This window comes from Pseudoalteromonas sp. SCSIO_11900, from assembly GCF_000576475.1.
In the GTDB taxonomy this organism is placed as follows: Bacteria; Pseudomonadota; Gammaproteobacteria; order Enterobacterales; family Alteromonadaceae; genus Pseudoalteromonas; species Pseudoalteromonas tetraodonis.
In genome coordinates this window covers 1,830,191-1,856,901 of record NZ_KK070023.1, presented here as the reverse complement: position 1 = coordinate 1,856,901, position 26,711 = coordinate 1,830,191, and the positions used below count along the sequence as shown (strand labels likewise).

The following is a 26,711-nucleotide window of genomic DNA, read 5'->3' as shown; positions in this document are numbered from 1 at the left end:
AGCTGTACACAAATATTGCCAACTATTTACTCTCGGCTCTCTTAGTGCGACTCATAATTTTACTCACGATCCCTTGAACAGTGCCTTTTAACAAGCTGCGTTTATTTTCAAGACGCGGTAAGGGTCGGCTTAATTCCATGGCTTTATAGCCTATACGAGCTGTAAATATACCCGCACTGACGCCTTGCGCGGCTCGCCCTGAAAGTTTGCCTAATAGCTCAGCACTAAATGCTGTGGCCGCTAAATCAGATACAAGCTCTGCACTGCCTACAAACATGACTTGCTTTAACAGCATTCGGTAGAGCTTAATGCGACTGGCGTAACCAAAACCAATGCCATAAATTTTACCTATTTGCTCGATTAATTTTGTACCGCGCCAAAGCACCGCCATCATATCCACCAGCGCAAGAGGGCTTAATGCGACTAATAAGGCTGACTCTGTTGCAAAGCGGTTTATAAGCTTTTTAGCTTGGGTGTCTTGCCTTACCAGTAGGCTATTAGCGTAAAGTGTCATTATTTCTTTATCACTATGGTGCGTAGCAACTTGGTTTTTAAAGTTTTCAAAATTGTCTAACTGCTGGTGCTTGTTCAATTTTTCAAGCCAAGGGAGTGCACCACCCACTTGCTCACTGTTTAATAGCCTATCGGCTTCATGGCGATGCAGCTGATTACGCTTTAAACTGCGCAACATCAGATATTCTCGCCATAACAATCTTGTTATTAATAACACACCGCTTACCACAGCGGTTAAATAAACACTGCCCAAAATAAGCGATTGCTGATAAGCAAGCACAATAGAAAACCCAAACTCTAGCAGTACTAAAATAATAAAGCTGAGCGCAAACAAGCCTTTTAGCGTTTGCCATTTTGACTTTTTATACACCGGATCTAAATCAACTTCAGGCTCAAGCGCATCATCCTCAACCTCAGAGGTGTAATCACTTTGTCCGTGTTCAATAATTTTAGCGGATGTTAACGCAGGCTCGTTTTGCTCAATACTTGGTGCACTAATACGACGCCCTGCTTGAAACTGTTGCGTTGACTCACTCATGTTAATTTATCTCCTAGCAGGTACTGCATCACATGATCTAATCGAATATGTTTAAGTTGTTTGTCGGGGCTTGGCATCGGCGAAAATGACAAAAATTCAAACCCTTGCGCTGGCCACTCACTTTTATTAAGCATTCTACTTGGCGGCTCTGGTGGTAAATAAGTCAGCCACTCATCCTCATTTAAAGGTTTACCGTAAACGCAATCAAGAGTTTGACCTTTATCAACCACTTGGCGAGGCTGGGTTGCGGTAATTGATGACATAGCCATAGTTTCAATTTGTACACCATCAAACTTTAAATGATTACTTTGCTCTTTAACCAGCGAGTCTAGTAACAAGGCTAACGCTTTATGATGCTTAGCGCTGATGTGATCTGACTTATTAGCAGCAAACAATATTTTATCAATATTCGGTTTGAATAAACGTTTAAAAAAGCCAGACTCCCCATAACTAAAATGGGCCAACAATTGATTAATAACACGGCTTTGCTCATGCAACGTTTCATGGCCTTCATTTAATGCACTGAGTACATCAACCAACACAATTTGGCGGTCAAAATGACGAAAATGCTCATTATAAAATGGCTTAACGACTTCTTTCACGTAAGCGTTAAAACGTTTAATTAAATGCGCTAAATTAGAACCCGCCACCACATCGTCTTTCATTTTTTCAGGATTAATTGGAAAAAATAACAATAACGGCGCACCTTGCAAGTCGCCTGGCATTAACATTCGCCCTGGTTGTAGCATCGCAAGTTTAGTGTCTTTTTTTAGCCCTACCAGCATGCGTTGATAAAGTTGTGCAATGTTAGCAAGCTCACTTTCATCCACAGGGGCATGTAAATCAAGTTGCTCTACGGCGTGTAAAAAATCGCCTGAGGTAGCGCTGCGAGGAGACTGATTTAATAATGGGTATTGCTGTTCACACCACGCAGTATAGCTTTGTTCAAGCATAGGTAAATCGAGCAGCCATTCACCTGGATAGTCAATAATATCAAGGTATAACGTTGATTGCGGTGAAAAATGACCTCGCAGACCCGCATTACTTTGGTATTTAATCGCTAAGCGCAGGGTATTTATTCGCTCTGTAGACGCCGGCCAAGCAGGGTCACCTTCCATTGGCAGTAAAGCATTTATTGCACGGTTAAAGTCAAAGGTGGGCACGTTTAATGCCTCTTGCGGCACAATTTTAGTGGCAATATGACGATGCTTGCGCATCACATCAAAAAAAGGTAAGTTGTTGTCATTCGCCTGAGAGGTTAAGTGCTTAACTAACGCACTGATAAACGCAGTCTTACCACTGCCGCTCAACCCAGTTACGGCAAGCTTAACATGTTGGTCTAAACTACGGTGCAGGGCTTTTTGTGCTTTGCCTTTAAAGGTTTTAAAGGTCTTTTTTGCAAATGATTGGCTCATAAAGTGTTTTGCACCCTATCTGCCGTAATTGTTCACGTTACAAACAAGGTGCCTATCAATCCTTTAAAGTTTATTAATTTCACGACTGACCGTAAATTCGCTTGAGGTAACGTAACGTTCCATCTCTTGTAAGCGAACATCAACACGCGTTAAACGCTCTTTTAAGTCTTGTAATGCACGACGAGGTGGCTCGCCCTTTTGCCATACTTTAAACTTAACTTCCAGTGGGTCATCGCTATAAGTTGAATGCGTTTTATGTGTTGCAGCAGGTTTTTTATCTAAAATAAACCATGCTGCAATGTACGCTACCACAAATAATGGGCCACCGGTTAGTAGTACCGCACTAACAAATATAATGCGAACTAACCATAACTCCATATTAAAGTAGTCACTTAAACCGGCACATACGCCAGCTATTTTGCCGCGTTGTGGGTCTCTTAATAATTCGCGTTTAGTGTTCATACTTTTTGTCTCCACTGAGGTGACTCTTGATCAAGCAACGCTTCTAATGTTTCTACTCTATCAGCCATTTTTTCAGCTTTTTGTGCAAGCTCCAATAATTGGCGATGCTCATGCTCACTCAACCCTTGGCTTACTTGCTTTTTGCTACGGTAGTGTAAAATTAACCACAGTGGCGCAACAAAAATCATAAATAAGATAAAGGGGGCAACTAGTATCTCTGGATCAAACATAATCCTCTCCTGACAATCCATATTCTATGTTGATGTCAGGGGCACGTGGCCCCTGATATTATCGTTTTATTTATTTGCGAGTTTCTTTTTAAGTTCAGCTAACTCGTCATCAATCTTTTCATTCTTTTGTAAGTCTGCAATTTCATCAGCTAACGTTTGTTTACCTAAATCATAAGACTCTATTTGAGATTCTAGCCCATCAATTTTGGTTTCGTAACGTTCAAAGCGATTAAGTGCATCCTCTACTTTAGAACTATCAAGCGCTTTTTTAACTTCAAGGCGCGACTCAGCCGAGCGTTGACGTAAAATAATCGCTTTTTGACGTGCCTTAGCATCTGCTAGCTTTTCTTGTAGCGTAGTTACCTCTTGTTGTAGCTTCTCTATATGAGACTCTACATGGTCAAGTTCACTTTCTACCGCAGCAACTGCGTCGGCTGATTTTTGCTTTTCAAGTAATGCTGAGCGTGCTAGATCGTCACGATCTTTGCTCAGTGCCAATTCGGCTTTGTCTTGCCAATCGTTTACTTGGGCTTTTAGTGTATCTACGCGACGTACTAATTCTTTTTTCTCAGCGAGTGTTTTTGCTGATGTAGAGCGGACCTCTACCAGTGTATCTTCCATCTCTTGGATAATAAGACGAACCATTTTTTCAGGGTCTTCTGCTTTATCTAAAATGGCATTGATATTAGAATTAACAATGTCTGCAAAACGTGAAAAAATTCCCATAACATATACCTCTATTATTTAATCTAAATGTGTCTGCTTTTATTAGTATCAATATGCTTGCCAACTTTTTTAATTTTAAAATAGCAATAAATTTCAAATAGTTAAATGCAAATTACAAATTACTTTTGTTGTTAATCATAATGAAATACACTAACTGTTAGTAAAAATGACTAAGAGTTAGGAAATATGAGTCAATATCGCCAACAGGATAATTTGCTCGGCCAATCAGACAGCTTTTTATCGGTTCTTGATCAGGTATCGCAGCTAGCAAACCTAGATAAACCCGTACTTATTATTGGTGAACGCGGTACCGGTAAAGAGCTTATTGCAGCACGTTTACACTTTTTATCCAAGCGCTGGGATCAAAGTTACGTCAAACTCAACTGTGCGGCATTAAACGAAAATCTACTCGAAAGTGAATTATTTGGCCATGAAAGTGGTGCATTTACCGGCGCAAGTAAACGTCATGAAGGCCGATTTGAGCGGGCTAATAGCGGCACCTTATTTTTAGATGAGTTGGCAAATACTTCTGCCCTAGTGCAAGAAAAGCTATTAAGGGTAATAGAGTATGGTGAGTTTGAGCGTGTTGGCGGCAAACAAACGGTTAAAGTAGATACGCGCTTAGTCTGTGCGACCAATGAAGACTTACCGCATTTAGCGCAGCAAGGTGAATTTAGAAGCGATTTACTCGATAGGCTCGCATTTGATGTAATCACTCTACCGCCACTGCGCGAACGCCAAGACGATATTATGTTATTGGCTGAGCAATTTGCAATGAATATGGCACGCGACTTAGAGTGGGAGCTATTTAGTGGTTTTACTCGTAATGCACAAGAAAGTTTACTTAGTTATGAGTGGCCGGGTAATGTGCGTGAGCTTAAAAATGTGGTGGAGCGAAGCCTTTATCGCCACGGCAATGAACACATCCCTGTGCATAAAATTATTTTAGACCCTTTCGAAAGCCGCTTTAGACCTAAAGCACGTATTAAACATACACAAGCCCCTGTTGCTGTGCAAAATGAAGTTGTTAACACCCAGCCTACAGAAGCGCCTGTAACACCGAGTTTAAGTAACGCAGAACTTGAGTTTCCTTGTGACTTAAAAACACTCTCTAATGAATTTGAGATCACATTAATAAAAAAAGCATTAGAACATAGTCAATTTAATCAAAAGAAGACTGCAGAAGTACTTGGTTTAACGTATCATCAATTACGTGGTTATTTGAAAAAATACAATTTGCTGGAATAGTAGAGGTTGTGCGGGTGCGTAAATTATTACTTGCTTTATTATCATTGAGTTTAGTAGGTTGCATTGATAGTAAAGAAGAAATCTTAGAAGAAAAAAACCAAGGCCTCGTTTATTGCGCTGAGGCAAATCCTGTGTCGTTCAATCCACAAGTCACAACCACAGGATCAACCATCGATATTATTGCTAACCAGTTGTACGACCGGTTAATTAGTATTGACCCTGTGACCGCCGAATTTAAAAGCGAACTAGCCACCGACTGGAAAATTAGCAAAGACGGTAAGTCTGTCACATTTACTCTGCGCAAAGGGGTTAAATTTCATACCACCGCGTATTTTACTCCAACACGCGAATTTAACGCTGATGACGTCATTTTCACTTTCAGTCGTTTATTTGATGTATACAACCCCTATCACTTTGTCGGTGATGCGAATTACCCCTACTTTCAAAGTGTGGGTATTGACCAACTTATTCGTAAAATTGTCAGGGTGTCTGATCACCAAGTTCGGTTTGAATTATTTAACGCAGAAAGCAGTTTTTTAGCGAATATGGCGACCGATTTCGCCGTGGTGCTCTCTAAAGAATATGCCATGGCGCTCAAAGCCAACAACCAAGAAAACCTATTTGATCAATATCCAGTTGGCACCGGTCCTTATATTTACAAAGAATACCGACGAGACCATTTAGTACGCTTTTATAAAAACGCTGACTATTGGAAACACGAGGTGACACTTGAGCAGTTGGTGTACGACATTACCCCTAATGGCACTACGCGTATTGCTAAAATTCTTACCAAAGAGTGTGACGTAACTGCGCATCCTAGCAGTGCACAGTTAAGTATTTTAGCTCAGCGAGATGATATTAACGTTGAAAAGGAAACCAACTTAAACATAGGTTATTGGGCATTTAATACCGAACGCCCTCCGTTTGATAACTTAAAAGTACGCCAAGCCTTAGTGCATGCCATTGATATAGAAAAAATAATGCAGGCAGTTTACTATGGTAATGGACTTCGTGCGCGGTCAATATTACCACCCACGTCGTGGGCGTTTGAACCACAAAAGAACATGCCAATTTTCGACCCACAACTGGCAAAAAAATTATTAACTGAAGCAGGTTTTCCAAAAGGGTTTGATATGAGCATTTGGGCTATGCCTGTCAGCCGTATTTATAACCCCAATGCACGAAAAATGGCAGAGCTGATGCAAAGCGATTTACGCAAAATTGGCGTTAACGTTAATATTGTCGAGTATGAGTGGAACACCTTTATTCAACGCATAGGCGAGCACCGTCACGACAGTGTATTATTAGGTTGGGCAGCAGATACGCCTGATCCTGATAACTTTTTTAGCCCGTTACTTAGCTGCACCGCGACCTTCAGTGGCAAAAACCCAGCGAACTGGTGTAATCCTGAATTTGATTTACTGTTAACTAAAGCTCTCGATACGACCGATTTAAATTTACGTAAACAATATTACGACGCAGCACAAAGCATGATCATCAAACAATTGCCTTTACTGCCAATTGCCCATGGCATGCGTTTTCAGGCAAGTAGTGCTGATGTTGAGGGGATCACACTCGGGCCATTTGGCGCTATTTCATTGGCTAACGCGAGGAAGAAGTAATGTTATTCGATTATATTTTACGCCGCCTCGGATTGTTATTTTTCATGGTGTTATTACTGAGTATTTTTACTTTTTCGCTGAGTTACTTATTCCCTGGCGATCCACTGAGTAACTTAAGCGGCATACCAGACACTAACTTTACTCAAAATGTACAGCTAGAAGAAAAGTACCTGTTTAACAGTAACTACTTTATGCAGTACATTGCCTTTGTCGGGCGAATAGTACAAGGCGATTGGGGCGTGTCGTTTGCCTCGGGGAGCAGTGTTTTTGCTCACGTGGTTGATTTAATTCCTGCAACGTTAGAGCTAAGTATCTATGCGTTATTTATTTCGGTGGTAGTGGGTGTGCCTGTCGGAATTTTAGCATCGGCTTATCATAAACAATGGCCTGATAAATTAATTAGCTCAACAGCTATGGTTGGCTATTCTATGCCTATTTTTTGGCTCGCGTTATTACTAATTATGGTTTTTTCGCTCAAACTTGGCTGGTTTCCCATGTCGGGGCGAGTGAGCTTATTGTATGAAATACCTGCCAGTACGGGGTTTATCTTACTGGATATTTTACTTGCTGATTTTCCCTACAATGGCATGGCAATGCTTGATGCACTGCATCACCTAACGTTACCTACCATTGTACTGGCTATGTATCCAACTACTGTATTAGTGCGCTTTACTCGCGAATCGATGTTAAAAGTGATGGATCAAAACTTTATCAAAACAGCTCGCGCCAAAGGCCTTACTCGTGGGCAGCTTATTATTCATCACGCCCTGAGAAATGCATTACTGCCAGTCATAAAGCAAATTGGTTTACAATTTAGCACTTTGATCACCCTTGCTATGATCACCGAGGTTATTTTTTCATGGCCGGGGATTGGCCGTTGGTTAATAGACAGTATTTATCAACGTGACTACCCTGCTATACAAGGGGGGTTAATGGCCGTTTCTTTTTTCATTATTATTGCGACAATTATGGCCGAACTGACCTACACCCTACTCGATCCTCTGTCTCGGAATCAAGCGCATGGCAAAGTTTAACTTATTTTCAGAAGATTCAAATAAATCGCCATTAGCGAGACTCTGGCGAAAGTTTAAAAATAACCACCCTGCACTGGTTGGTTTATGGGTGTTTATTGCCTTTAGCCTGTTAGCGGCTACCGCACCTTTTCTTGCGCCTTATGGGGTAAATCAACAGCACAGTGATGCACTATTACTACCTCCCTCGTGGAATGAAATAGGCGATGTGCGGTTTATACTTGGCACCGATGATTTAGGCCGAGATGTGCTGTCCCGTTTAATGAATGGCGCCACATATACGTTCGGGTTATCGGTTGTGGCTGCACTGATCACCACTGTTATTGGTGTGTTGCTAGGTACCTTTGCAGGGATCAACAAAGGCATACGTTCTAGTTTTTTGAACCACTTACTGGATGTAACGCTGTCAATTCCCTCATTGTTACTGGCCATCATTATTATTGCTATACTCGGTCCTGGATTAATGAATACCGTATGGGCAATTATTTTGGCCTTATTACCCCAGTTTATTCATTCAATTAGAAACCTGATAGTTGACGAACTTGGCAAAGATTATGTTACCGCCTACCGCTTAGATGGCGCCTCTAAGTGGCATATTTTATCGCGCGGGATTTTTCCTAATGTGTATGAGTATATTGTGGTTATTTTTACTATGGCCCTCTCCACAGCTATTTTAGATATTGCTGCGCTAGGGTTTTTAAAGCTTGGCGCACAGCCGCCCACCACTGAATGGGGTGCTATTTTGGCTGAAAACTTAGGGCTTATTTACTTAGCGCCATGGACAGTGGCACTTCCGGGTGTACTGCTATTTTTAGCCGTTCTTTCAACAAACTTGGTGGGCGATGGACTTCGCAAAGTTTTACAAGCGCGTAAGGCCGATTAAATGCATTTACTAGATATTCGAAATTTAACCATAGAGCTGCAAACGTCTGAAACTGCTATTCGCGCTGTTGACCGAGTAAGTTTTAGTTTAAAAGAAGGTGAAGTACACGCCTTAGTGGGAGAATCCGGATCAGGAAAAAGCTTAATTGCAAAAGCCATCGTCGGTGTGCTTAATGAGCGTTGGGTGATAACCGCCGATAGAATGCATTGGCGTGGTGTTGATTTAATGCGCTTAACACCAGAGCAGCGCCGTAAAACCGTCAGCCAAGACATTGCAATGATTTATCAAGATCCAAGTCGCTGCCTTGACCCTACTGCAAAAATATTTAACCAAATCGCTGAAACACTGCCTGAAGTAGCCGCCAAAGGGTTTTTCTTAAAACGCAACCGAGAGCGTAAAGACCGTGTTAAAGCCTTAATACATAAAGTAGGTATTAAAAATCATGAAGCCGTGCTTGATAGCTACCCTCATGAACTCTCTGAAGGTGTGTGTCAAAAAGTCATGATAGCCATGGCCATTGCGCGTACACCTAAGTTGCTCATTGCTGATGAGCCCACAACCGCACTAGAGAGTACCACTCGTGCGCAGGTATTTCGATTATTAAAAAGTTTGAATCAGCTAAAGAATATGTCTATTTTGATGATTTCCCATGAGCTAGAAGAAATAGTAAATTGGTCACATGGTATTCATGTTTTGTATTGCGGACAAATGGTTGAAGCCGGTCCAACGCACCTTATTTTTAGCCAACCGCGTCACCCTTATACGCAGGCTTTATTAAAAAGCTTACCTGATTATGAGCACGGCTTAGCACATAAAGAACCTTTTTATGCACTAAAAGGTACCATACCTACACTACAACATTTACCGATTGGTTGTCGTTTAGGACCGCGTTGCCCGCAAGCACAAAAAGAGTGTGTGGTTGCCCCTAAACTCTCTAAACACCACGGCCATAGTTACGCGTGTCACTTTCCATTGATCAAGGAAATAAAATAATGCAACCCTTGTTAAAAGTTCAAGCCTTATCAAAAACCTTTAACATACGTGCAGGTTTATTTAGCCGTAAAAAATTTGATGTACTAAAAAACATCTCATTTTGTATTGGTAAAGGTGAAACAATTGCCATTATTGGTGAAACCGGTTCAGGAAAAAGCACCCTGGCTAAATTATTAGTGGGTGCATACAGTGCCGATAGCGGGCAGATATTATTAGAGAATAACACCATAGAAAACAATGGTAATCGTGATGCCCAGTGTCGTTATATCCGAATGATTTTTCAAGACTCCGCCACCTCTTTAAACCCAGCAGTGACCATTGCTGAAATGCTCGATGATTGTCTAAAATTCAATACTGACTTTGATAGAACTCAACGTAGTGAAAAAATTGCTAGTACGCTGCTTAAAGTGGGTCTACTGGTCGATCATCAGCAATACTATCCGCATATGTTTAGTGTAGGGCAATTACAGCGTGTAGCGCTCGCTCGTGCGCTTATATTAGATCCTAAGGTTGTTGTGCTCGATGAGGCACTTTCATCGCTTGACCCTTCTGTAAGAGCGCAAATAGTAAACTTATTACTTAAACTACAGCTTGAAACTGGCTTAACCTATATTTTGATCACCCATCATTTAAGTTTAGTGCGCCATATTAGCGACCAGCTAGTGGTACTCAATAAGGGTGAGATTGTTGAATACGGTGCCACAGAAACTATTTTTCAAAACCCGCAGTCAAAGGTCACCCAGCGCCTGTTAAGTTGTTAATGAAAAAACAAAAAAGGCGCCAATTGGCGCCTTTTATAGTTTAGCTATGATTTATTCAGCAGGTTGCGCTGCTTTTGGTACTTTTAGTTCCGCTTGTTGCTTAAGCGACTCAATGAATACCGTATAGTTTTTCTGTGCTTGGGCCATGGTGATATTTTGCTTCATTTGTGGCTCAATGCTGTCACTCACTGGTGCATCATTTACCGCATTAAGCGCAACAATAGCAGCATCACCATTGTTTAAGTTAACTACATCATAAACTGCGCCATCATGTGGGTGCGCCATTTTAAATACTTGGGTAACAATAGCAGGCGAAACAGCAAAGCTTTCACGAGTAAGTTGCGACTCATGACGAACGCTTAGTGACTGCTCAGCAGCAACGTCATTTAAGCTCTTACCGTCTTTGATTTGTGCAAATAAGGTACGTGCTTTTTCTTTAGCAAGATCCGACGCTTTTTCGTTTACTAAGCGTGTTTTAATTTGCTCGCTTACTTCGCTCAATGCTTTAGTTGCAGCTGGTTGATGCTCGTTAACACGAACCACAATCACGTGCTCATTACCAAGTTCGATTACTTCAGAGTTTACTTTATCTTCTAGTAATTCAACTGATGATAATGCGGTTATAACCGCAGGATTATTAAGCGGCTCAGGAAGCGCACTCAGTGCTAATAGCGGTGTAGATTGTACTTCAACACCTGCTACTTCAGCAGCATCGTCTAAGCGGTCAGAAATTTCAAAGGCTAATGCACCCATTTCTGTTTGCTTCTCGTAAAACGCATCCACTTTTTCAGCTTGCTCAAGTTCAGCGCGTAAATCGGCTTTAACGGCATCATAAGGTTTAACTTGCTGCGATTGAATGTCTGTAAGTTTAATGATGTGATAGCCAAATTCAGAGGCTACTACATCAGAGTAATCACCTTTGTTTTGCAGTCCAAAAGCAGCATCCTCAAATGCAGGTTCCATGACATCACGTTCAATCCACTCTAAGTCACCACCCATTTCGGCGCTAACAATATCATCTGACGACGATTCAGCTAATTGTGCAAAATCAGCACCCGCATTAAGCTGGGCTAATAAAGATTCAGCTTTGGATTTTGCCGCATCGTCATCTTCACTGTTATCAATTAAAATATGTGATACACGACGTTTTTCAGGCTCAACATATTGCGCTTTACTCTGCTCATAATATGCTTTTACGTCGTCTTCGCTTACCGATGCAACATCGATATCATCTGCATCTAACTCAATGTAATTAACTGAAATAAGCTCTGGCGATAAAAATTGCCCTGCATTTAATTCGTAATAATCAGCCACTTCTTGATCAGTAACGTCAACATCAGCCTGCATTGCTTGTTTATCAATGACTAAATAATCAATGCTGCGAGTTTGTTGTTGCAGTGCAATGGCTGATTTAAGCTCGTTTTGCAATGCAAAGTCAGTTCCTGCAACCGCTGACACTAACTGGCTACGTGTCATATCATCACGAAGGTACTCTCGAAATGAATCAGGTTGGAAGTTCATTTGACGAATCACTTGTAAGTAACGGTCGTTATTAAATTGATCGCCAATTTTAAAATAAGGAAGCTCTAAAATTGTTTGACGAATACTTTCATCACTCACACGCAGACCCAGCTCAGTCGCTAACTGGCTTTGTAATTCTTGTTGTACTAAACGGTCAATCACGCCTTGACGTATTTGAGCCATATAAGTTGGATCGGCTGCTATTTGGGTAAAATATTCACCAAATTGTTGTTCTAAGCGGCTACGTTCATTTTGAAACGCACGGCTAAATTCTGTTTGGCTAATTTTAATTCCATTTACTTCAGCAACGGGTTGTTCTGTGGTTTGACCTAAGTAACTACCGATCCCAGCTAAGGCAAAAGATAAAATCACCGCGCCTAAAATGACTTTGGCTACCGGCCCTTGCGAACCTTCTCTGATTTTCTCAAGCATTTGTTTATCTCTTTTCTGACCAAGGTCTTTTCTACCTTGTCATATGTAAAAAAAGCGTATCTTACCAGATACGCTTTTTCACTTGAAGTAACTGGCGGTGAAGTAACTTAATCTATCGATTGCAATAATTAAGCGTCTCTTTACTCGCCATAACTAAATTGTTTACACAATGATTAGTTTACTGCGTCTTTAAGCGCTTTACCGGCTTTGAAAGCTGGGATGTTAGCTGCAGCAATTTGAATCGTTTCACCAGTTTGTGGGTTACGACCTGCACGAGCAGCACGCTCACGTACAGAGAAAGTACCAAAACCAACAAGTGCAACTGAGTCGCCATCTTTTAGCGCGCCAGATACAGATTCGATGAATGAATCTAGTGCACGACCTGCAGCCGCTTTAGAAATGTCAGCATCAGCTGCGATTTGATCGATTAATTGAGATTTATTCACAATATCATCCTCTTTCATTGTTGTTATCAAGAGCGATTGTTTTTTTAAACTAACATCACTGTTTTGAAATTTTTGAGCATTTATTTAAAGCTCATATGATTATATTTTTCTTAAGCCTAGGCCCTGCAAGGGCTAGGCTTGAAAACCAGTGCTTAACTTATCATACCGTTTAGATTTGAAAAGCCCCTAAAAGCACTTTTTTTGGCTTTTTTACTGCTTTTTCGGAGTTTCGACTGAAAAACTATCAACTGGATGCACTAAAGCAAGCTTTAATACCTCATCAATCCATGTAACTGGGTGAATATCAAGACCCGCCAATACATTGTCAGGTATCTCTTTTAAGTCACGTTCGTTAATTTTTGGAATGATGACCGTTTTAATCCCACCACGGTGAGCCGCTAATAATTTCTCTTTTAAACCACCAATAGGCAATACTTCACCACGTAAGGTAATTTCACCTGTCATGGCTACATCAGAGCGCACCGCATTACCGGTTAAGCTTGAAACCAAACACGTTACCATTGCAATACCGGCACTTGGGCCATCTTTAGGTGTTGCGCCCTCAGGTACGTGTACGTGAATATCGCGTTTTTCATAAAAGTCGCTATTAATACGCAGCTCATCAGCACGATTACGAACAACGGTCATCGCCGCTTGAATCGACTCTTGCATCACATCGCCTAACGAGCCTGTATAGGTCAGCTTACCTTTACCTGGTACTGCAGCACATTCAATCGTGAGTAAGTCACCGCCTACTTCTGTCCATGCTAGGCCAGTAACTTGGCCAATACGGTCGCCGTCTTCTGCTTTACCATAATCAAAGCGTTGCACACCTAAGTACTCTTCAAGGTTATCTGCATCGATCGTCACTGTTTTAGTGTCTTTCTCGATTAAGATATTTTTAACTGCTTTACGACATAGCTTAGATACTTCACGCTCTAAATTACGCACGCCCGCTTCACGGGTGTAATAACGGATAATACCAATGATGGCACTGTCGGCAATTTCAACTTCTTTAGCTTTTAAACCGTTACGCTTAATTTGCTTAGGAATTAAGTGCTCTTTAGCAATATTTAGCTTTTCGTCTTCGGTGTAACCCGATAATCGAATCACTTCCATGCGGTCTAATAAAGGACCTGGAATATTAAAGCTATTTGAAGTTGCAACAAACATCACATCAGATAAGTCGTAATCAACTTCTAAATAATGATCCGCAAAGTGACTGTTTTGTTCAGGATCCAGTACTTCTAATAATGCTGATGCAGGGTCGCCACGCATATCCGCTGACATTTTATCAATTTCATCTAACAAGAATAACGGGTTTTTAACGCCCACTTTAGTCATGTTTTGAATCAACTTACCAGGCATAGAGCCAATGTAAGTACGACGGTGACCACGTATTTCGGCTTCATCACGCACGCCACCCAGTGCCATACGAATGTATTTACGACCCGTTGAACGCGCAATAGATTGCCCAAGTGAGGTTTTACCCACCCCCGGCGGCCCTACTAAACACAAAATTGGCCCTTTAAGTTTATTGGTACGCTGCTGTACCGCGAGGTACTCAATAATGCGTTCTTTGACTTTATCAAGCCCGTAGTGATCGCTATCTAGTATTTTTTGCGCACCGGCTAAATCTTTTTTCACTTTAGAGCGTTTTTTCCACGGTACGTTGATTAACGTATCTATGTATGAGCGAACAACACTGGCCTCTGCCGACATCGGCGACATCATTTTAAGTTTGTTAAACTCTGCGGTGGCTTTTTCTTTTGCTTCGCTGGGCATACCTGACTCTTCGATGCGTTTTTTTAGCGCTTCGAATTCATCTGGTACATCATCAATTTCGCCAAGCTCTTTTTGAATCGCTTTCATTTGCTCATTGAGGTAATACTCACGTTGCGATTTTTCCATCTGCTTTTTAACGCGGGTACGAATTTTTTTCTCAACTTGCAATAAATCTATTTCACCTTCCATTAGCGCCATTAAGTACTCCAAGCGCTCTGTAACGCTTGATATTTCAAGTACTTTTTGCTTTTCAGGCACTTTTAATGGCATATGTGCAGCCATGGTATCAGCAAGACGCGCTGGCTCATCAATACCAGAGACCGAGGTCATCACTTCAGGTGGGATTTTTTTATTTAATTTTACGTAGCCTTCAAACTGGCTTAATGCACTGCGAATAAAAATATCTTGTTCTTGTTCGTTCACTGAATCCGATTCAATAAACTGTGCATTGGCAACAAAGAAGTCTTCGTTATCAACAAACTCTTCGATATTCGCACGCTGCGTGCCTTCAACTAATACTTTTACTGTACCATCGGGTAGCTTTAATAATTGAAGTACAGTCGCAATTGTCCCAACACGATAAATATCGTCTTTCTCAGGCTCATCTACAGTTGCATCTTTTTGTGCAACTAAGAAAATTTGTTTGTCTTTGTCCATTGCCGCTTCTAGGCATTTTATTGATTTTTCACGGCCTACAAAAAGCGGGATCACCATGTGTGGATACACCACAACATCGCGCAGTGCTAGCACAGGGATTTCGACTCGATCGTTTCTCTCAAGCGTCATTGTATTTTCTCTTTGCACTTCATTTATTTAAAGATTACTCAAGTATATGGGGATAACCTAATTAAAGTTCAACAATTTTTGCCAACTCGATTAAATTAATTATAAAAAAAAGGGAGCCAATGGCTCCTTTTTTTATAATTCGCTCAGAATTTAATCTGCTGCTGCGTGTTCTTGATTACTGCTGTCATAAATCAAGATTGGGTCAGACTCACCTTTAATGACGGTTTCATCAACAACCACTTTGCTTACGTTATCAATTGAAGGCAGCTCATACATAGTATCAAGCAATACACCTTCTACGATTGAACGTAGGCCACGCGCACCGGTTTTACGTTCCATTGCTTTGTGAGCAATAGCACGTAGTGCATCATCACGAAACTCAAGTTCAACGTCTTCCATACCAAACAATACTGAAAACTGCTTAGTAATGGCGTTTTTAGGCTCACTTAGAATCTGTACCAGCGCGGCTTCATCAAGTTCAGTCAATGTTGCAACTACAGGTAAACGTCCAATAAACTCTGGAATTAAACCATATTTTACTAAATCTTCTGGCTCAACATCTTTAAATGTTTCACTCAAAGAACGGCTCGCCGCCGACTCTTTAACGTCAACACCAAAACCGATACCGGTGTTTTTGTGGCTACGCTGCTCAATAACTTTATCAAGACCAGCAAATGCACCACCACAAATAAACAGGATCTTAGAAGTATCTACTTGCAGGAACTCTTGCTGTGGATGTTTACGTCCACCTTGTGGAGGAACAGAAGCCACTGTACCCTCAATCAGTTTAAGTAAGGCTTGTTGTACACCTTCACCTGATACATCACGTGTGATTGATGGGTTATCTGATTTACGAGAAATTTTGTCGATTTCATCAATGTAAACAATACCACGTTGTGCTTTTTCTACGTCGTAGTCACATTTTTGTAGAAGCTTTTGAATAATGTTTTCAACATCTTCACCTACATAACCGGCTTCGGTTAGTGTAGTGGCATCGGCCATAGTAAACGGCACATCAAGTAAACGAGCTAACGTTTCAGCTAATAATGTTTTACCACTCCCGGTTGGGCCAATTAATAAAATATTACTTTTACCTAGTTCAACGTCTTGTTTAGTTGATTGATTGCGTAAACGCTTGTAGTGATTGTAAACCGCTACAGACAATACTTTTTTAGCATGGTCTTGACCAATAACGTAGTCGTCTAAGTGGTTACGAATTTCTTTTGGCACAGGTAATTTGTCAGCGGCATCATGCTTAGGCGCGATGTCTTTAATTTCTTCCCTGATAATATCATTACACAGCTCTACACATTCATCACAAACGTATACTGAAGGTCCTGCAATTAACTTTCGAACTTCATGCTGGCTTTTGCCACAAAAAGAGCAGTATAACAATTTATTACTTTTTTCGCCGTCTGTAGGAGTGTCAGACATTCAGCTACCTCATTTTATTACGTTGGCCACCAAAGTCTTGGTGGCTATTTTAATACGCTTTAACTATACCAAAATTTAGTGTTTTTCGCATAGTAACTCTCATTAGCAAGCATCACTGCTTGCAGGCATACTTACTTGCTACCGCGATTAGTAAATACTGAGTCAACAATACCGTAATCTACAGCTTGGCTTGCACTCATAAAATTGTCACGGTCCGTATCGCGTGAAACAACGTCAAGCGGTTGGCCAGTATGCTCAGCCATTAAGCGATTTAACTTGTCTTTAATAGACAGGATTTCTTTCGCGTGTATTTCAAAGTCAGACGCTTGACCTTGGAATCCACCTAACGGTTGGTGAATCATCACGCGTGAGTTTGGTAAACAAAAACGTTTACCCTTCGCGCCACCAGACAGTAAAAATGCGCCCATACTAGCCGCTTGGCCTACACAGATTGTGCTTACGTCTGGTTTAATAAAGTTCATTGTATCGTAAATAGCCATTCCCGCAGTGACAGAGCCACCCGGTGAATTGATATATAAGAAAATATCTTTCTCTGGGTTCTCTGATTCTAAAAATAGCATTTGCGCTAAGATCAGGTTTGCCATGTTGTCTTCAACTTGGCCCGTTAAAAAGATAATACGCTCCTTTAATAGCCTCGAATAAATATCAAACGAGCGCTCGCCTTTAGCTGTTTGCTCAACAACCATAGGGACTAATGCGTTTAGGGGATCTGTCATACCAGTGTTCATACTTATTTAATTCCTTATGCGCTTATACTTATTCTGAGAAAAGCATAATGATCATTTTTAGCTAATTAAGAACCACAAACTAAAATGGCCCGGGCACACTGCATAAACAGAGTAACACGAGCCATTTAATCGTTAGCGAGCGCTTAAGTCAATGACTTATTATGCACCTTGCTGTGGATTCATGATGTCATCAAATGCTTTTTCAACATCAGTCACAGTTGCTTTAGCTAAAATAGCTTCAACAGCTTGCTCTTCCATTGCTACATTACGCATTTGCTGCATTAGTTGATCATTTGCTTTGTAGTATTCTACTACTTCAGTTGGATCTTCGTATGCAGAAGCTACAGTAGCAATCAATGCTTCAACTTTAGCGTCATCAACTTTGATGTCATTCGCTTTAATCACTTCACCTAATAATAGGCCAGTTTTAACACGTGTTACAGCTTGTTCGTGGAACAATTCAGCTGGAAGCTCTGGCATGTTTTGACCATTGCCACCAAAACGTTGAGCAGCTTGCTCACGTAGAGCGTCAACTTCTTGGTCGATTAATGCTTTAGGCACTTCAACTTCGTTTTGCTCTAAAAGACCTTTGATTGCTTGGTCTTTTACGTTAGCTTTAACCGCTTGGTCTAGCTCACGCGTCATGTTCTTTTTAACTTCTTCTTTAAGCGCGTCTACGCCGCCTTCGGTAACACCGAATTTAGTTGCAAACTCATCGCTTAATTCAGGTAATTCTTGCGCTTCCACTTTTTTCACTGTGATAGTGAATTGAGCCGCTTTACCTTTTAAGTTTTCAGCATGGTAATCTTCAGGGAAAGTTACATCAGCAACCACTTCTTCGCCTGCTTTTTTACCAACGATGTTATCTTCAAAACCTGGGATCATACGACCTTGCCCAAGTTCTAATGGGAAGTCTTCAGCTTTGCCGCCTTCAAATTCTTCGCCGTCGATAGTACCAACGAAATCAACCGTTACACGGTCGTTTGCGCCAGCCGCTGCATCAACATCAGCCCAAGAAGCGTGTTGCTTACGAAGTGTTTCTAGCATGTTTGCTAAATCTTCGTCCGTAACTTCTACCGCTGGTTTTTCAACAGCAATTTTCTCTAAACCTTGAACTTCAATTTCAGGGTAAACTTCAAATGTTGCTGAAAACTCTAAATCTTTACCTGCTTCAAGCGCTTTAGGAGCAAATGTCGGTGCGCCTGCAGGGTTAATTTTTTCAGCAACAATTGCTTCAATGTAATTACGTTGCATTACTTCGCCAGCAACTTCTTGACGAACAGCTGGTCCGAAACGCTTGTTGATTACTGATACTGGAACTTTACCAGCACGGAAACCGTCGATACGCTGCGTTTTTGACAGTTGTTGTAAGCGTTTTTTTACTTCGGTCTCAACGTTCTCTGCAGGAACGGTGATGGTCAGACGGCGCTCAAGGCCTTGAGTCGTCTCAACAGAAACTTGCATGATTTACCTCAATATTCAATTTTGGCGACTGTTCGCCTTCCTTACAAACAAAGTAATCTATAGGCGTCTTGATAAAATTCAAGCTTTGGGCTTAAAAAAATCCGTCGCTACCAGGAGATACCATTGCTGCTCTGCCCTTCGGGCACTATATTATTAAACAAATAGACGCGGCATTATAACCTAATATTTATGATAGTCGAGTGTAGGGGGCAATTATTTGGGGTAGATCAGGGTAGATAACGACTAAGCGAATAAAAAACAGACTAATTAAGTGAAAATACGATTAGTAAAGAAAAAATTAAGGGAGTTGCGTAATAAAAGTAGAATTTAGATGTGTTTTACTTAGGGGAAAATGGTCGGCGATGCAGGATTTGAACCTGCGACCCCTTGGACCCAAACCAAGTGCGCTACCAAACTGCGCTAATCGCCGATGTAGATATTTTCTCGAATACTCAAACTTAGATTTTAAGACCACTTATAAGAAAGTGGTCGGCGATGCAGGATTTGAACCTGCGACCCCTTGGACCCAAACCAAGTGCGCTACCAAACTGCGCTAATCGCCGATATTCTTTTTTTGTAAATTGGGGTGACTGATGGGGCTCGAACCCACGACAACCGGAATCACAATCCGGGGCTCTACCAACTGAGCTACAATCACCACGGCATTACAATGTTTTCAAAATGGCGCACCCAGAAGGATTCGAACCTTCGACCGACGCCTTAGAAGGGCGTTGCTCTATCCAGCTGAGCTATGGGCGCATCGAAAACTTCATAGTTCACTAGTAAGTTAAATTGTTATGAGTAAACATAAAAATGGTCGGCGATGCAGGATTTGAACCTGCGACCCCTTGGACCCAAACCAAGTGCGCTACCAAACTGCGCTAATCGCCGATACTTACTATTGTCTGCGAGTGACCTCGTTGACAACGGGGTGCATAATAGTGATTTGACCGGGTTAGGTCAAACGTTTTTTTAAGAAAAAAAATCAATTGCTCATTTTTAGTTCATAATGCTCAAATATTACGATACAGGGATAAATTTTAAACTCTTTTTTTATAATTCGGGGGCTTATAATTTAAAAGCAACTTGGCGCTCAACCGCTTTTCTGCGAAAATAGTCGCCATATTAAAAAATGAGTAAGGTAAAGGTGTTTTTCTTTATCGGCATTTTAACCCCTATATATGCATTCGTTTTTTAAATGTATCGGTATCAAGTTAATTAACCTAATTAAAGGTCACCCATGACGGCAAACATCATTGATGGTAAAGCAGTAGCAAAACAAGTACGTAGCGCAGTGGCTGAACGAGTTTCAGAACGTGTTGCACAAAACCTAAGAGCCCCAGGATTAGCTGTGGTGCTGGTTGGACAAGACCCAGCAAGCCAAGTTTACGTTGGTTCAAAACGTAAAGCCTGTGAAGAAGTTGGTTTTATTTCTAAATCTTTTGATTTACCCGCAGACACTACAGAGCAAGCACTATTAGCATTAATTGATGAATTGAATGTTGATGGCGAGGTTGACGGTATTTTAGTGCAACTTCCTTTACCTGCAGGCTTAGACGCGGAAAAAATTCTTGAGCGTATTACCCCGCATAAAGATGTTGATGGCTTTCATCCTTATAACATTGGTCGTTTGGCGCAGCGTATGCCAGCCCTTCGCCCATGTACACCTAAAGGTATTATCACCTTATTAGATTCAACTGGCGTGCGTTACAAAGGCATGCACGCAGTGGTTGTGGGCGCCTCTAATATTGTAGGTCGTCCTATGTCACTTGAACTGTTGTTAGCTGGCTGTACTACTACTGTTTGTCATAAGTTTACCCAAGATTTAGAAACCCATGTTCGCCGTGCTGATTTACTGGTTGTTGCCGTAGGCAAACCAGAGTTTATTCCTGGCGATTGGATAAAAGACGGTGCGATTGTTATTGATGTGGGTATTAACCGTTTGGACAGCGGTAAATTAGTGGGTGACGTTGAGTACGCCGTTGCAGAACAAAAAGCTGACTTTATTACTCCTGTACCAGGCGGTGTAGGCCCGATGACAGTTGCCAGCTTAATTGAAAATACATTAGAAGCGTGTGAGAAATATCACAGCTAATAAGCAAAAACAAAGCAATGAAGAGCCCGCTTAATTGCGGGCTTTTTGTATCATCATTCTACGTTTTATTAAGTCCAAGCCTTGTGGCAAAACCGAAAACACAATCATTAATAACATAATCGCGTATTGCCAATTTGCATACTGCTCGTTAATTAATATTCCTGCACATAAAATACCGGCAATTGGGTTGGCTATAGTGCCAAAAGTAAATTCAACTACTGACATTCGTCCTAATAACCAAACATATAGGATGTAAGCCAAAGCAGTGTTAGGTATCACCAGCCAAAATAACGCCAGCCATTGGGTGCTAGTTATTGATGCAGTTAAAAATTGATACTGCTGTGGAGCAAAATAAAAAGCTTGAACCATAGCGGCAATTGCTAACAAGCTACCGCCAATGATTAACTGCCAGGTAAGTACCGTCCACCAGTGAACTTTAGCGGTTACTTTTTTTACCAGCGTACTGCCTATAACAATAGTTAATAGCGCCCCTATCAGTGCCACTACTCCCAATACATTAAGTGCTACATGCTGTGGATCAAATAAGCGCCATGCTAAAACCACTAAAGCAAGGGCACAAAAACCTTGCACTAACGCAGGCCGTTGCCGTTTAACAAGCCAGGCATACAATAATGCCACTACCGGTACAGACACCATACCCACGCCTGCAATAGCTGCAGGTAGGTTAATTGCCATTACAAAAATAAAACTAAAAAATAGCGCAATATTAATCGTGCCGATTAAAAAGATACCAGGCCATTGCTTTGCTGTTGGCCAAGAAGGTTTAAATAACAACAATAATAAACCAGCAGGCAGTGCACGTATGGCCCCTAATAAAATTGGCGGCCACTCTGGGGTTGCGTATTTAGTTACCGCATAAGTTGTTCCCCACAAAAAAGCAGGGATCATGGCAAGTAAAATATTCATTAATTTTCCATTTTTAAACTGATGAATGCGAGTTTAAAACCTCAACCATAATTGAGGTCAAGAATATCAATTTTATTAAAAACATAATCAATTTAATGCAATTGATATAACCAAAAAAGGGTTACCCTATGGCAACCCTTTTTTTTGTGATCCGCGCGTTATGGCTAAATCCGCAAAGGTTAATAACCTCTATGCTTTACGCCACGTTGTTTTTCCCGCTGAATCTTCAAGTATTACACCCAGTGCATTTAAAGCATCGCGAGCTTCATCTGCTGCAGCCCAATTTTTACTCGCACGTGCGTCATTACGTTTTACAATCAGTGCCTCAATTTCAGCCACTTCATCGTCGTTTTGACTGCCTTGTAAAAATGCCTCTGGTGCTTGTTGAGCAATACCAAGTATTTCACCTAAGCTACGTAGAATAAAGGCTAAATGTCCTGCTTTTTCGCTATCACTGTCTTTTACTCGATTTAGCTCTTTAGCAACTTCAAATACAACCGGTAATGCTTCTGGCGAATTAAAGTCATCATTCATAGCTCTTCTAAACTTAGCCACATACTCATTACCTTCAAGCTCACATTCAACTGGCTCAACACCACGTAATGCCGTGTAAATACGCTCAAGTGATGAACGTGCTTGGTCTAAGTTTTCTTGCGAGTAATTAAGCTGGCTGCGGTAATGGCCTGATATTAAAAAGTATCGAACCGACTCAGCGTCGTATTGTTTTAATACTTCACGGACAGTAAAAAAGTTATCTAACGATTTAGACATCTTCTCTTTGTTAACTTGTACCATACCGGTGTGGATCCAAGTATTAACGTATTGGCCGTTATTTGCACAGCATGATTGCGCAATTTCGTTTTCGTGATGTGGGAACTGTAAATCTGAACCACCACCATGAATATCAAAATGCTCTCCTAAGTGCTTTGAACTCATCGCTGAACATTCTATGTGCCAACCAGGGCGACCCTCACCCCAAGGTGATGACCACGACGGCTCCCCTGCTTTGGCTTTTTTCCATAAAACAAAGTCAAGTGGGTCGTCTTTATCTTGTGCTACTTCAACACGCGAACCTGATTGCAACATGGTTAAATCTTGTTGCGAAAGCGCCCCGTACTGCTCAAAGGTAGAAACATCAAACAATACATCACCATCGGCTGCAACATAAGCGTGGCCTTTGGCAATCAAACGCTCAACCATAGCAATAATTTCATCCATGTGGCCGGTTACGGTTGGCTCTATATCAGGACGTAGCATATTTAAACTGTCAAAGTCTTCATGCATAGCTTTAGTCATACGCACGGTTAAGTCGTTAATCGCCTCACCGTTTTCATTTGCGCGCTTGATAATTTTATCATCAACATCGGTAATATTACGTACATACTTTAAATCGTAACCTAAGTGGCGAAGGTAGCGAACAATTACATCAAAACCCACAAATGTGCGTGCATGGCCAATGTGACAGTAATCATAAATGGTGATACCACACACATACATGTCGATTTTTCCATCGACCATAGGTTTAAACTCTTCTTTTTGGCGTGTCAGTGTGTTGTATATTTGTACCATTTAGTTGCTTTCCTTCACGATTAACAGAAAAGCTATGTTACCACTTGCTAAGCACGGGCTCTAGCGGTTTATAACAAACCTAACATCTACTTTGTTAATCTGGGTCAACTACGATAAAATAGCGCCAATATTTAAACTAGCTATAGGAAACCTCATGGTTGTTCTACACACAAACTTTGGTGATATCACCATTAAAATGCACGAAAGCGAAGCTCCAAATACAGTAAAAAACTTTTTAGAGTATGCAAACTCAGGTTTTTATAACGGCACTATTTTTCACCGTGTAATTGATGGTTTTATGGTTCAAGGCGGTGGTTTTGCATCTGGCATGGAGCAAAAAGAAGTAAACGACCCAATTGAAAATGAAGCTAACAACGGCCTATCTAACAAAGTAGGTACTTTAGCAATGGCGCGTACGCCTGATCCACACTCAGCTACAGCGCAATTTTTCATTAACGTGAATAACAACGACTTTTTAAACCACAGCAGTGAAACATCACAAGGCTGGGGTTACTGTGTGTTTGCTGAAGTAGTGGAAGGCATGGACGTAGTAAATAAAATCAAAGGTGTTGCTACAGGTAGTAATGGTTTTCACCAAGATGTACCACTTGAAGATGTGGTAATTGAAAGTGTAACTGTAAGCTAAAACCTCCTTATTCTTCACAGAATACATAAAGCGGGTATTCACCCGCTTTTATTTAACTGGAATCACCATGACTCGCCAAACCTACTTTATTGCTGATTTACATTTGAGTGAAAATCGCCCAGATATTACAGCGGCATTTTTTAAGTTTTTACACTCCCATATTGTTCCTCAAAAAGTAGACGCCCTATATATTTTAGGTGATTTTTTTGAAGTTTGGGTTGGTGACGATTATGTTAGCGAACTTTCAGCAGCAGTGGCAGAACAACTAAAAGCGGTTAATAACTTAGGTATTCCTATTTATTTTGTACACGGTAATCGCGACTTTATCATGCGAGAACAGTACGCCGATATGGCAGGAATGACCTTACTGAATGAGCAAACAGTGATCGACCTCTACGGCACTCCTACTGTCATTTTGCACGGTGATGAAATGTGTACCCAGGATGTTGAGTACCAAAAGTTTCGTCGAAAGAGCCGTGGTTGGTGGTGGCCTAAACTTATGCTTGCTATGCCATTGTGGTATCGTAAAAAAATAGCCCGTGATGCACGTGAAAAAAGTAAGCTCAGCCAAGCTAATAAGCCAATAGAAATACTGGATGTGGTGCAAAGCGCAGTACTCGAAACCTTCGCCAAACATAACGTGGCTAATATGATCCACGGCCATACTCACCGCCCTGATGTACATACCTATGAAGTTAATAACCAAACGCTTACTCGCACAGTATTGGGCGATTGGTATACTCAAGGATCGTATTTAGTGGTGACCCCTAATTTTCAAGAGTTAGTTTCGACCCCCTTGTAGGGTTTTTAGCCTTTATTGACTAATCGTAATGAGACTTTGCTTTTAAGTCAGGTAAAGTAATAATAAATTGTGTTTTAAAATAGGTATCGCTTTGTGGTTCTGAATGAAGTTTGATGTCCCCTTTTAAAACCTTGGTTACCCATTGATAAACTATATAAACCTAAACCCGTGTTACCTCTAGCTGTAGTATAAAAGGGTTCAAATATATCTGCCATTATCTGACACGCTCAGCCTCACCCTATTATTAGTCGCTTGTTCGACTTTTATTTCTATTACCCCCTCCTGCTTTTCATCAAAAGCATGGTTTAGCGCATTAACCACTGAGTTTTCGACCTCCTAAGAAATAATACCTGGCAAGCTAATTATATGTTTATTAAGTAAAAAACAGTTTTCACTTTTATTGGCGAGTTTTTTAACCTGGAGTTTAATGACAATAATAGCTCTTCAATAATTTTTTCAATATCACATGCTATAAATTAATCATTATGGCGATCAATCGCCATTTTTTTAAAACTTTTTACTAATACGGCGGTTTTATTTAAATTAATTTTAGCCAGCGCTAGGCTCTCTCCAATACTTGTTGTAATACTTTCTAACGTTGATTTAGTCTGCCCCTGTTTCATCGCTTCATTTAATTTATTCAATGACATATCTGCATTTGAAACAGAAATAACGGTTCCACCGATAGGCGTATTCATTTCATGAGCAACACCTGCCACGAGCAACCCTAATGAGGATAGTTTTTGCGCTTCAATTAACCCTTCTTGCAGTTGCTGCTTAATTGTGGCATCAAGCTCACGATTAACGATATCTAGCTCTATCTTTTCAATATGTAATTTATGTGACAAGGCTAATAGCTGATTTTGAAACTGCTAATTTCTTTAAGCACAGCATAGGAAAGAGGCCATATCGTGCTTAGCGTTAATACTTCTAGATGCTTCAAGCACCAGCTATAAACCTTGCTTAGCTGACCTAATTTGTGAAATATACTCCCATGTACGTATGTTACTATTAACAATTGATTGCAGCTTATCTGCTGTAATATCTGATTTATTCCAGTATTCATCGATATCGAGCATTTTCATGATACCGCTCTCTGGTGCAAAACCAGGTTGCCTCTTAACAGCACAATACGCATTTCTGCGTTACCGATGACCTCTCGAATAGTATTCACCAAACGCAGACCCGAGTCATCCTCCTCCATCACCACATCTGTGAACTACCCATCGACGCCACTCCGTGTCGATCAATGGGCTTCTACAGCCTTGACTTGGAGACTAGGCTGCTTCTTTTTTCTCAGTTCCAACAGCAAACTTCGATAGCTCGAAGACTTTCGTTTTAATGGCTGATTTCTGCTGAGATGTGGGGGTAACCCTTGCGACGATCCCAGCCGCAATCAAATCTAATTCACCTGTTTTTGCTATGCTTTTAGCCGCTGACAAGTCTCGGCTTTGGTAAGTTTCACAAGCCATACATGTGAAATATCTGTCGTTCAATGTTAAAACATGATGTTGGCCGCATTCAGAACAAACCCCAGTGGATTTTTCAAACCTGCCAATCTCGTGATAAAGTTTACCTTCAAGCTCAAATTCGGGGTCTTATAGTTTAATAGCAACTTGGCGCTCAACCGCTT

Annotated in this window: 24 protein-coding genes, 5 tRNA genes and 2 pseudogenes; 9 read left to right on the top strand and 22 right to left on the bottom strand. The window is 41.0% G+C overall.

The window, feature by feature from the left end; genetic code table 11:
• Nucleotides 1–22: 22 nt before the first annotated feature.
• From BG00_RS08660 to pspA, 5 genes are all read right to left on the bottom strand, one after another.
• Nucleotides 23–1,051: a TIGR01620 family protein gene (locus tag BG00_RS08660; RefSeq protein WP_036981917.1), complete on the bottom strand. Its 1,029-nt coding sequence runs from the start codon at nucleotides 1,049–1,051 to the stop codon at nucleotides 23–25.
• On the bottom strand, nucleotides 1,048–2,466 hold the full coding sequence (locus BG00_RS08655) for a YcjX family GTP-binding protein (protein ID WP_036981915.1): 1,419 nt from the start codon (nucleotides 2,464–2,466) through the stop codon (nucleotides 1,048–1,050). Before BG00_RS08655 ends, BG00_RS08660 begins: the two co-directional genes overlap by 4 nt.
• Nucleotides 2,467–2,529: 63 nt before the next feature.
• Nucleotides 2,530–2,928 carry an envelope stress response membrane protein PspC gene (gene pspC / locus BG00_RS08650; protein WP_036981914.1) on the bottom strand — a complete coding sequence of 133 codons (399 nt, stop codon included), beginning with the start codon at nucleotides 2,926–2,928 and terminating at the stop codon, nucleotides 2,530–2,532.
• Nucleotides 2,925–3,158 carry an envelope stress response membrane protein PspB gene (gene pspB / locus BG00_RS08645; RefSeq protein ID WP_008111014.1) on the bottom strand — a complete coding sequence of 78 codons (234 nt, stop codon included), beginning with the start codon at nucleotides 3,156–3,158 and terminating at the stop codon, nucleotides 2,925–2,927. Before pspB ends, pspC begins: the two co-directional genes overlap by 4 nt.
• Before the next feature lie 66 nt (nucleotides 3,159–3,224).
• On the bottom strand, nucleotides 3,225–3,884 hold the full coding sequence (gene pspA, locus BG00_RS08640) for a phage shock protein PspA (protein ID WP_016899278.1): 660 nt from the start codon (nucleotides 3,882–3,884) through the stop codon (nucleotides 3,225–3,227).
• 186 nt (nucleotides 3,885–4,070) lie between these two features.
• Between pspA and pspF the strand changes: the two genes are divergently transcribed.
• From pspF to BG00_RS08610, 6 genes are read left to right on the top strand one after another with little or no spacing between them, the layout of a single operon-like run.
• The gene (pspF, locus tag BG00_RS08635) at nucleotides 4,071–5,132 is read left to right on the top strand and encodes a phage shock protein operon transcriptional activator (protein ID WP_036981912.1); all 1,062 of its coding nucleotides are present in this window, start codon (nucleotides 4,071–4,073) and stop codon (nucleotides 5,130–5,132) included.
• Nucleotides 5,133–5,146: 14 nt separating this feature from the next.
• On the top strand, nucleotides 5,147–6,754 hold the full coding sequence (locus BG00_RS08630; protein WP_036981910.1) for an ABC transporter substrate-binding protein: 1,608 nt from the start codon (nucleotides 5,147–5,149) through the stop codon (nucleotides 6,752–6,754).
• The gene (locus BG00_RS08625) at nucleotides 6,754–7,788 is read left to right on the top strand and encodes an ABC transporter permease (RefSeq protein WP_036981909.1); all 1,035 of its coding nucleotides are present in this window, start codon (nucleotides 6,754–6,756) and stop codon (nucleotides 7,786–7,788) included. The genes BG00_RS08630 and BG00_RS08625 overlap by 1 nt, the downstream gene beginning before the upstream one ends.
• A complete protein-coding gene (locus BG00_RS08620; protein WP_036981907.1) occupies nucleotides 7,775–8,668 on the top strand; it encodes an ABC transporter permease subunit in 894 nt (297 codons plus the stop codon). Before BG00_RS08625 ends, BG00_RS08620 begins: the two co-directional genes overlap by 14 nt.
• Nucleotides 8,669–9,661 carry a peptide ABC transporter ATP-binding protein gene (locus BG00_RS08615; RefSeq protein WP_036981906.1) on the top strand — a complete coding sequence of 331 codons (993 nt, stop codon included), beginning with the start codon at nucleotides 8,669–8,671 and terminating at the stop codon, nucleotides 9,659–9,661.
• On the top strand, nucleotides 9,661–10,422 hold the full coding sequence (locus BG00_RS08610; RefSeq protein ID WP_036981905.1) for an ATP-binding cassette domain-containing protein: 762 nt from the start codon (nucleotides 9,661–9,663) through the stop codon (nucleotides 10,420–10,422). The genes BG00_RS08615 and BG00_RS08610 overlap by 1 nt, the downstream gene beginning before the upstream one ends.
• Nucleotides 10,423–10,473: 51 nt before the next feature.
• Here the strand turns inward: BG00_RS08610 and ppiD are convergent, their stop codons facing one another.
• From ppiD to BG00_RS08555, 11 genes are all read right to left on the bottom strand, one after another.
• Nucleotides 10,474–12,375 (bottom strand): peptidylprolyl isomerase, encoded by a 1,902-nt coding sequence (gene ppiD, locus BG00_RS08605; RefSeq protein WP_036981903.1) that lies wholly within the window; start codon nucleotides 12,373–12,375, stop codon nucleotides 10,474–10,476.
• 173 nt (nucleotides 12,376–12,548) lie between these two features.
• Nucleotides 12,549–12,905 (bottom strand): HU family DNA-binding protein, encoded by a 357-nt coding sequence (locus BG00_RS08600; RefSeq protein ID WP_255314649.1) that lies wholly within the window; start codon nucleotides 12,903–12,905, stop codon nucleotides 12,549–12,551.
• Nucleotides 12,906–13,031: 126 nt separating this feature from the next.
• Nucleotides 13,032–15,392, bottom strand: coding sequence for an endopeptidase La (gene lon / locus BG00_RS08595; protein ID WP_036981902.1), 2,361 nt, complete (start codon nucleotides 15,390–15,392; stop codon nucleotides 13,032–13,034).
• 150 nt (nucleotides 15,393–15,542) lie between these two features.
• The gene (clpX, locus tag BG00_RS08590; protein WP_036981900.1) at nucleotides 15,543–16,826 is read right to left on the bottom strand and encodes an ATP-dependent protease ATP-binding subunit ClpX; all 1,284 of its coding nucleotides are present in this window, start codon (nucleotides 16,824–16,826) and stop codon (nucleotides 15,543–15,545) included.
• A 131-nt stretch (nucleotides 16,827–16,957) separates the two neighbouring features.
• Nucleotides 16,958–17,575, bottom strand: a complete 618-nt coding sequence (gene clpP / locus BG00_RS08585) for an ATP-dependent Clp endopeptidase proteolytic subunit ClpP (RefSeq protein ID WP_013465450.1) — start codon at nucleotides 17,573–17,575, stop codon at nucleotides 16,958–16,960.
• Between the two features lie 159 nt (nucleotides 17,576–17,734).
• On the bottom strand, nucleotides 17,735–19,039 hold the full coding sequence (gene tig, locus BG00_RS08580) for a trigger factor (protein WP_036981899.1): 1,305 nt from the start codon (nucleotides 19,037–19,039) through the stop codon (nucleotides 17,735–17,737).
• Nucleotides 19,040–19,392: 353 nt separating this feature from the next.
• Nucleotides 19,393–19,469 (bottom strand) — tRNA-Pro (locus BG00_RS08575).
• 56 nt (nucleotides 19,470–19,525) lie between these two features.
• Nucleotides 19,526–19,602 (bottom strand) — tRNA-Pro (locus BG00_RS08570).
• Nucleotides 19,603–19,621: 19 nt separating this feature from the next.
• A tRNA-His gene (locus BG00_RS08565) sits at nucleotides 19,622–19,697 on the bottom strand.
• Between the two features lie 24 nt (nucleotides 19,698–19,721).
• Nucleotides 19,722–19,798, bottom strand: a tRNA-Arg gene (locus BG00_RS08560).
• A gap of 55 nt (nucleotides 19,799–19,853) precedes the next feature.
• Nucleotides 19,854–19,930, bottom strand: a tRNA-Pro gene (locus tag BG00_RS08555).
• Between the two features lie 349 nt (nucleotides 19,931–20,279).
• Between BG00_RS08555 and folD the strand changes: the two genes are divergently transcribed.
• A complete protein-coding gene (folD, locus tag BG00_RS08550) occupies nucleotides 20,280–21,134 on the top strand; it encodes a bifunctional methylenetetrahydrofolate dehydrogenase/methenyltetrahydrofolate cyclohydrolase FolD (protein WP_036981898.1) in 855 nt (284 codons plus the stop codon).
• Between the two features lie 30 nt (nucleotides 21,135–21,164).
• On the opposite strand, the gene BG00_RS08545 is transcribed toward folD, so the two are convergent.
• Complete coding sequence (locus BG00_RS08545; protein ID WP_036981897.1) at nucleotides 21,165–22,061, bottom strand: EamA family transporter; 897 nt, start codon at nucleotides 22,059–22,061, stop codon at nucleotides 21,165–21,167.
• A 189-nt stretch (nucleotides 22,062–22,250) separates the two neighbouring features.
• Nucleotides 22,251–23,630 (bottom strand): cysteine--tRNA ligase, encoded by a 1,380-nt coding sequence (gene cysS, locus BG00_RS08540; protein ID WP_036981896.1) that lies wholly within the window; start codon nucleotides 23,628–23,630, stop codon nucleotides 22,251–22,253.
• Between the two features lie 154 nt (nucleotides 23,631–23,784).
• On the opposite strand from cysS, the gene BG00_RS08535 reads away from it, so the two are divergent.
• Together BG00_RS08535 and BG00_RS08530 are read left to right on the top strand one after the other, a co-directional pair.
• A complete protein-coding gene (locus BG00_RS08535) occupies nucleotides 23,785–24,276 on the top strand; it encodes a peptidylprolyl isomerase (RefSeq protein ID WP_008111051.1) in 492 nt (163 codons plus the stop codon).
• A gap of 67 nt (nucleotides 24,277–24,343) precedes the next feature.
• Nucleotides 24,344–25,078: a UDP-2,3-diacylglucosamine diphosphatase gene (locus BG00_RS08530; RefSeq protein WP_036981895.1), complete on the top strand. Its 735-nt coding sequence runs from the start codon at nucleotides 24,344–24,346 to the stop codon at nucleotides 25,076–25,078.
• Nucleotides 25,079–25,276: 198 nt separating this feature from the next.
• Here BG00_RS08530 and BG00_RS18485 read toward each other — a convergent pair whose 3' ends face one another.
• From BG00_RS18485 to BG00_RS18030, 4 genes and pseudogenes are all read right to left on the bottom strand, one after another.
• Nucleotides 25,277–25,399 (bottom strand): hypothetical protein, encoded by a 123-nt coding sequence (locus BG00_RS18485; protein WP_340139791.1) that lies wholly within the window; start codon nucleotides 25,397–25,399, stop codon nucleotides 25,277–25,279.
• A gap of 155 nt (nucleotides 25,400–25,554) precedes the next feature.
• On the bottom strand, nucleotides 25,555–25,926 hold the full coding sequence (locus BG00_RS18035; protein WP_252729905.1) for a sensor histidine kinase: 372 nt from the start codon (nucleotides 25,924–25,926) through the stop codon (nucleotides 25,555–25,557).
• A 20-nt stretch (nucleotides 25,927–25,946) separates the two neighbouring features.
• Nucleotides 25,947–26,297 (bottom strand): annotated as a pseudogene (locus BG00_RS17360) (DUF3369 domain-containing protein); the annotation flags it as partial.
• A gap of 58 nt (nucleotides 26,298–26,355) precedes the next feature.
• Nucleotides 26,356–26,652: pseudogene (locus BG00_RS18030) on the bottom strand (zinc ribbon domain-containing protein); the annotation flags it as partial.
• Nucleotides 26,653–26,711: the final 59 nt, after the last annotated feature.